Source organism: Coleofasciculus sp. E2-BRE-01, assembly GCF_040221695.1.
Classification (GTDB): domain Bacteria; phylum Cyanobacteriota; class Cyanobacteriia; order Cyanobacteriales; family Coleofasciculaceae; genus Coleofasciculus.
In genome coordinates this window covers 36,232-42,457 of the sequence record NZ_JAVKEA010000253.1, presented here as the reverse complement: position 1 = coordinate 42,457, position 6,226 = coordinate 36,232, and the positions used below count along the sequence as shown (strand labels likewise).

Annotated in this window: 2 protein-coding genes and 1 pseudogene; 1 reads left to right on the top strand and 2 read right to left on the bottom strand. The window is 44.7% G+C overall.

The genetic code is table 11. From position 1 onward, the window contains the following. The first annotated feature begins 620 nt into the window (after positions 1–620). The gene (locus RIG66_RS33980) at positions 621–5,057 is read left to right on the top strand and encodes a response regulator (protein WP_446384542.1); all 4,437 of its coding nucleotides are present in this window, start codon (positions 621–623) and stop codon (positions 5,055–5,057) included. A gap of 122 nt (positions 5,058–5,179) precedes the next feature. Here RIG66_RS33980 and RIG66_RS33975 read toward each other — a convergent pair whose 3' ends face one another. Both RIG66_RS33975 and RIG66_RS33970 read right to left on the bottom strand, forming a co-directional pair. Beyond that, positions 5,180–5,638, bottom strand: a complete 459-nt coding sequence (locus RIG66_RS33975) for a GUN4 domain-containing protein (protein WP_446384540.1) — start codon at positions 5,636–5,638, stop codon at positions 5,180–5,182. Positions 5,639–5,753: 115 nt separating this feature from the next. Beyond that, positions 5,754–6,052: pseudogene (locus RIG66_RS33970) on the bottom strand (putative quinol monooxygenase). Positions 6,053–6,226 lie beyond the last annotated feature (174 nt).

The following is a 6,226-nucleotide window of genomic DNA, read 5'->3' as shown; positions in this document are numbered from 1 at the left end:
GATCGCGTCCGTCTCTTGAGTTGGTTGAGGCTTATTTTCACCAATACAATACTTTCGCTCAAAAAAGTTCAGACAATTAACCTGATTCCTGATGAGATCAGAATCGGAAATTAGACCCTATAGGTCGGCACATTTTCCCATTATGAAGTAAGTCTAAAGGAAAACCACTGCATCTGTCAATTCCTCCAATAGGATTATTTTCCAAAACTCGCTTTTGAGACAATCTCTACCTAAGTAGATTGGTGGCAATCAACCCAACTCCATGAAGTTATGTAAATATCCCTCAAACCCTTACACAAGATTTAGCTTGCTGCCCAAGGGAAGCGAGTATGACAAATGATAAATGAAAAATGACTAAGTATCTTAATCTTGTCGCTAAACCCGCCTCGACCCAAAGACAATAATTTTAATCGGCACAAATAAAAATTCACCAATCCTTTACTTAATTTTTATTCAAAAATTTTCCTCTTTTCGTCTGCATCTGTGTCGGCTACAGTATAAGAGAACGTCCCATTCAGGTGACATTAATCTTCTGCCAAAATTTTGTCAGACTGTGCCACCTGATGATCCGGAATGTTCTGATAAATATCCGAAGGATAAAATAGTGACGGGAGACGGCTATGAAACTGAAGACCAAATTTATCTCAGGCTTTCTAGGGGTGGCATCGCTGGTCGCTGTTTTGGGAATTATTACAATTCAAACGAAGAAAAACGTTGATGATAATTTTAATCGAATTACCGAGGGTACTACCCGTCAACTGGTGGCATTAAATCAGATTAAGGCAGCCTCCTTACGGTTAACCAATAAAGCCTATAGTTATGCTGTGATCGAAGGAAAATCGACCACCACCTCGCCAACATCTGAAGAGGAGGAACCAGAAAAGCAAGCCAAAGTTGACTTTCAACAATCCGTTGCGGCTCTGGATCGCTATTTAGCCGAATTTCAGTCCTTTGCTAACACATCTCAAGCGCAAAGTTTTTATCGGGAATTAAAGGTCAGTAAATTGCTCTTGGCAGAAATAAGCCAGGAAATTTTATCGTTGGATGACACCAACTTCCGACGCACTGATATTTTGGCAAAACGGCAAGCATTAGAGAATGCGGAAGACCAATTTTTAGCCGTTGTTGATCAAGCCATTACCTTTCACACGAATACTCTAGACGAAGAAAATCAAACCGCAAATCGCAGTTCAACCTACTCACTGATTATTAACCTCACAGCAATTACTGGAGTTGTCGCCGTATCAATTATTTTCGGTATCGTTTTAGCCGATCGCGTCACCAAGCCGATTGTTAAACTCAAAGAAGCTGCCGCAAAAATTGGTGAAGGGGACTTCGATACCTATGTTGAGGTGCAAACCAAGGACGAGCTAAGTGTCTTAGCCGATACCTTTAACCAGATGAGTAAACAGCTCCAAGAAACGACGGTATCTAAATCCTATCTCGATAATATTATCAGTTCGTTGAGTGATGGACTCATTGTCCTGAATAAAAATATTAGAGTTGAAAGCTTTAATGAAGCCACATTATTTCTATCCGGTTATTCTCCCAAAGAACTGCGAGATCAACCCTTAGAGCGTTTCTTTAAAGAAGATAACTTTTTAGCTCATTTACAGGCAAATGATTCGCAACAAAGTGGATTCCTAGGTCGATACGAAACCACCTTCTTTACGAAAACAGGTACTTCTGTTCCCGTATCTGTTACCGCCTCAGTGATGAAGAATTCTGCCGACAGGATTCAGGGAATTGTTTGCTTAGTTCAAGACATTTCGGCTCGCAAGCGGGCAGATGAGGCATTGCGCCGTCAAGCATTAATGTTTGAAACCATTTATGATGGTGTTATTGTCACCGATTTAAAGGGTCATATCCTGGACTGGAACCCAGCAGCAGAACGTATTTTTGGCTATGAGAAAACCGAAGTATTAGGTCAAACCTGTGGCATGGTTTATCAACCCGATGAAGCCACCGCCCTAACGCAACAAATGCTGGATAGTTTACTCCATGAAGGACGCTGGACGCGGGAGATTGAATTTATCCGAAAAGATGGCAATAAAGGGGTTTGTGAAACCGTGGTTGTGCCGTTGCGGGATGACCTAGGTAGACCCATCGCCGCGATTGGGGTGAACCGGGATGTGACTGAACGAAAAGAGTATGAAAATAAATTAGTAGAAGCGCGGGAAGCCGCCGTCGAAGCCGCCCGGGCAAAAGCTCAATTCTTGGCAAATATGAGCCATGAAATCCGCACACCGATGAATGGCGTGTTGGGAATGAGTGAATTGCTGTTAACCACGGATCTTAATCCCCGCCAACTGGATTTTGTCAAAACATTGCAAGTCAGTGGTGAACATTTACTGGGTGTAATTAATGATATTCTCGACTTCTCCAAACTCGAAGCCGGAGAAATGCGCCTCGATGTTGATGAGTTGAACATTAATCGGTCGTTGGAAGATGTCTTAGATTTGTGTTCTCCCCAAGCCGAAGCCAAGGATTTAGAATTAGCCTTGTTAGTGGATACGGATGTACCGCGACGACTCATCGGAGATGTGGGTCGTTTGCGCCAAATTTGTGCAAACTTGGTGAGTAATTCGATTAAGTTTACCGAATCTGGCGAAGTGGTAATTCGGGTGTCGGTGCATCAGGAATTGCCAGATCAGGACAAGATTCAACTGCGATTGGCCGTGCGGGATACAGGGATTGGAATTAACCCAGAGGATCAACGAAAACTCTTCCAAGCCTTCTCCCAAGTCGATTCCTCGACCACCCGCAAATATGGGGGAACAGGTTTAGGGTTAGCCATCTGTAAGCAACTGGTAGAAATGATGGGGGGTGAGATTGGCGTCGAGAGTCAACTGGGTGTGGGTTCGACGTTCTGGTTTACAATTACCTTTGGGAAAGTAGCGGTGGGTACTGAGGAGAATGAGAGCGATCGCATCTTTAGTAATTTACCAATCTCCCCGGAATCCCTGCAAGGAAAACGGGTATTAATCGTCGATGACCGCCCAATTAATCGCCAAATTGTCAAGTATCAGTTAGAAGCCAGGGGAATGGAAGTCGATGAGGCGGATAATGGTATTATTGCCCTCAATGCCATGCAAGCCTCTGCCGAAGCGGGTAAACCCTATGATGTGGCGCTACTGGATATGAAAATGCCCAAAATCGATGGGTCAACCCTAGGACGGTTGATTCTCGCCGAACCGGATTGGGCAAAAACCAAGTTAGTCCTAATGACCTCGATGCACGCCGGGGATTCCGCCCAACCCTTGCTGAAAAGCGGGTTTGCCGATTATTTAGTTAAACCCGTAAAAGAATCTCAATTGCTGGAATCGTTACAGAAAATTCTGGCGGCTGAGATTCCCGCCACCCTGTTCAGTACCCAATCGGCTATTCCTGACCCCTCTCAACCTGTACCCCAAACCACTTGCCTAAAAATTCTCCTGGTGGAAGATACACCAATTAACCTGAAATTGGTACGCCATCAGGTGCAACTCTTGGGTCATGAGTCGGAGTCAGCGGAAAATGGTCAAGAAGCCCTTGACAAAATCGCCAAAAATGACTATGACATCGTGTTAATGGATTGTCAGATGCCCGTGATGGATGGCTACCAAGCCGTCCGAACCTTACGCGAACGAGAAGGCACAGACCGCCATACCATTGTAATTGGCATGACCGCCTACGCCATGCAAGGCGATCGCGAAAAATGTCTAGCTGCAGGAATGGATGACTATCTCAGTAAGCCAGTCATGGTGAAAAACTTAGCACCCGTATTAGAACGATGGTCATCCGTGGTCAAAGGCGTCTCCCCCAAACCCGAACGTCCCTCTCCGGCTCAATCCACGAGTAGTCTACTCTCTAATGTTGTGGATTGGAAGCGTCTCAAGGAAATCTCCGAAGGTGATCCAGGATTTCAACTAGAGTTAGTCCAAGGCTTTATTAAAGAAGGCGCAAGTTTTATTAACCAAGCAAAACAGGCATTAGCGAATAAAGACTGGGTTATGGTTACCAATAAAGCCCACCAACTCAAAGGTGCCAGTTCCTCCGTCGCCGTGCAAACCATGCCCGATGTGGCGGAACAACTGCGACATGAGGCGAGAACAAAAAATGCCGAGAGTAGCGCTAAACTAATTGGAGAGTTAGAGAAACTCCTTGAGCAACTAAAAGGACATATCGACCTAAATACCACCTCGCTGAAAGAGGAACTCCCCAGCAAAGGATGGGATTTTCAACAAGAGGTTGCTGAGTTAGCAGCAAAGACATCGAAATTGAAAGCGGAAACAGAACCACAGCAGTCGCTAACTCTTTTGTTAGTGGAAGATACGCCAATTAACCTGAAATTAGTCCAGCATCAAGTCCGCCTCCTGGGTCATCAGTGGGATTCTGCGGAAAATGGTGAAAAAGCCCTGGAAAAATTGGCAGAGAATGACTATGACATTGTGTTAATGGATTGTCAGATGCCGGTGATGGACGGCTATCAAGCCACGCAAACTTTACGGCAACGAGAAGGTACAGACCACCATACGATTGTAATTGGCATGACCGCTTATGCGATGCCAGGCGATCGCGATAAATGTATCGCGGCGGGAATGGATGACTATCTGAGTAAACCAGTAATGGTGAAAGAACTGAAAGTCATGTTACAGCGATGGTCGTTGGTGGTCAAGGAAAATAAGGCAAAATCCAGCAAACAGATGGACAGCCAAAATACGGCTGAAGCGACTACAGATCCCGTGGATTGGAGTGCCTTGTCAGAGATTTCTGGCGGTGATCCAGAGTTTCAGTTGGAATTAGTCAAAGGATTTATTAATGATGGGTCAACGTTTCTCACCCAAGTCCAGCAAGCATTGGCGGATAAAGACTGGGTAATTTTGGCAAACAAAGCGCATCAACTCAAGGGTTCTAGTGCTTCGGTGGCGGTGGAATCGATGTCAGATTTAGCATGTCAACTCAATGATCACGCCCACCAGGAAAATCTAGAAGAGGCGAAGAAATTAGTGAGTCAGATGGAGGAAATTATGGCGCAGGTTAAGGTATCGGTGGAGAATAAAACAGCGGCGGTATAGGAAAAGTTTGAGTGTTATATACACTGATGTGCATTAGTCAGAACTTCCATTCGTAAGTGAGGTACACAGATCCCCGACTTCTTAAAGAAGTCGGGGATCTAGCTTGGATAGTGACATTTATACTAAAGATTGCACGCATTAACACGAGCAAACAAATCATCACGAAGGTCTCCCCACGCCAACCATCCCACGATTCCACCGCCAGGAAGATGTCCTATCGGTGCATTCTGATTAAATATCAGCTCATTGTAACTTTGCCACCGATTAGACACCCGCCAGCCAATCCGATCAGCAAATGCCATCAAATCCTTTCCTGATTGCTCATAAATCCGCTGCTGAACACTGAAACCTAATTTACCACTGCTATACTTAACCCACAGTTGATCAATCGCCCGAAGTTCCTGACAAGGAAATTGCTGAATATCTTGATTCGTTAAATAGCCGCGTTTATCCGCACCCGTAATTTCCAAGATAATCATAAACGTTTCCTGGTCTGCTTCTCGCCACTGCCCTGCTGCTAACAGTTCGTCAAGTTTACTATAGTTTGCCTCTTCAGAAGATCTGAAATTATCTTCAAACATACGTTTTCTTGTAAATCAATATACAGTAGAGAACAGTAGAGATTTGGTATCCTGATCACCCAGTTTTTTTCTACTGTATAACTTAATCAATCATTCCCTACCCGAATCAGAACGATTAAGCTAACAAGACATAATGACGAATATCTGGCGGTGAAGCGAACAACTCTTCGCCTTCTAAAAACGCTTGCTGAATGTGAGCCGAGTCCAAATGTAGCCTCCACGCTTGCTCACTTTCCCATTCTGCGACAAAGGCAAACTCCGTGGGGATTGCTGACTTTGTAATAACTCGTAAGTGATACAACCGGGTTCCTTGCGCGTCGCTTCAACGATTTCTAACAGCAGTGCTTTGAGTTTGTCTTCCTTCCCCGGATGCGCGACGACACGAGCTAATACTCGGATTACTGAGTTTACCATGATTATCGATCCTCTGCGTGCTTCTCCTCACCAATAAAAGGCTACCGCAGTTCGGAACGCGATCGCAAAAACCAAGCCCATACAAAAATACGGCGGAGAAACTCCCTGGATGAGAGGTTTTCCCGCCGTTATTATGTTATGGAAAAGACTAGAACCTTTGTTCTATAACCTTTT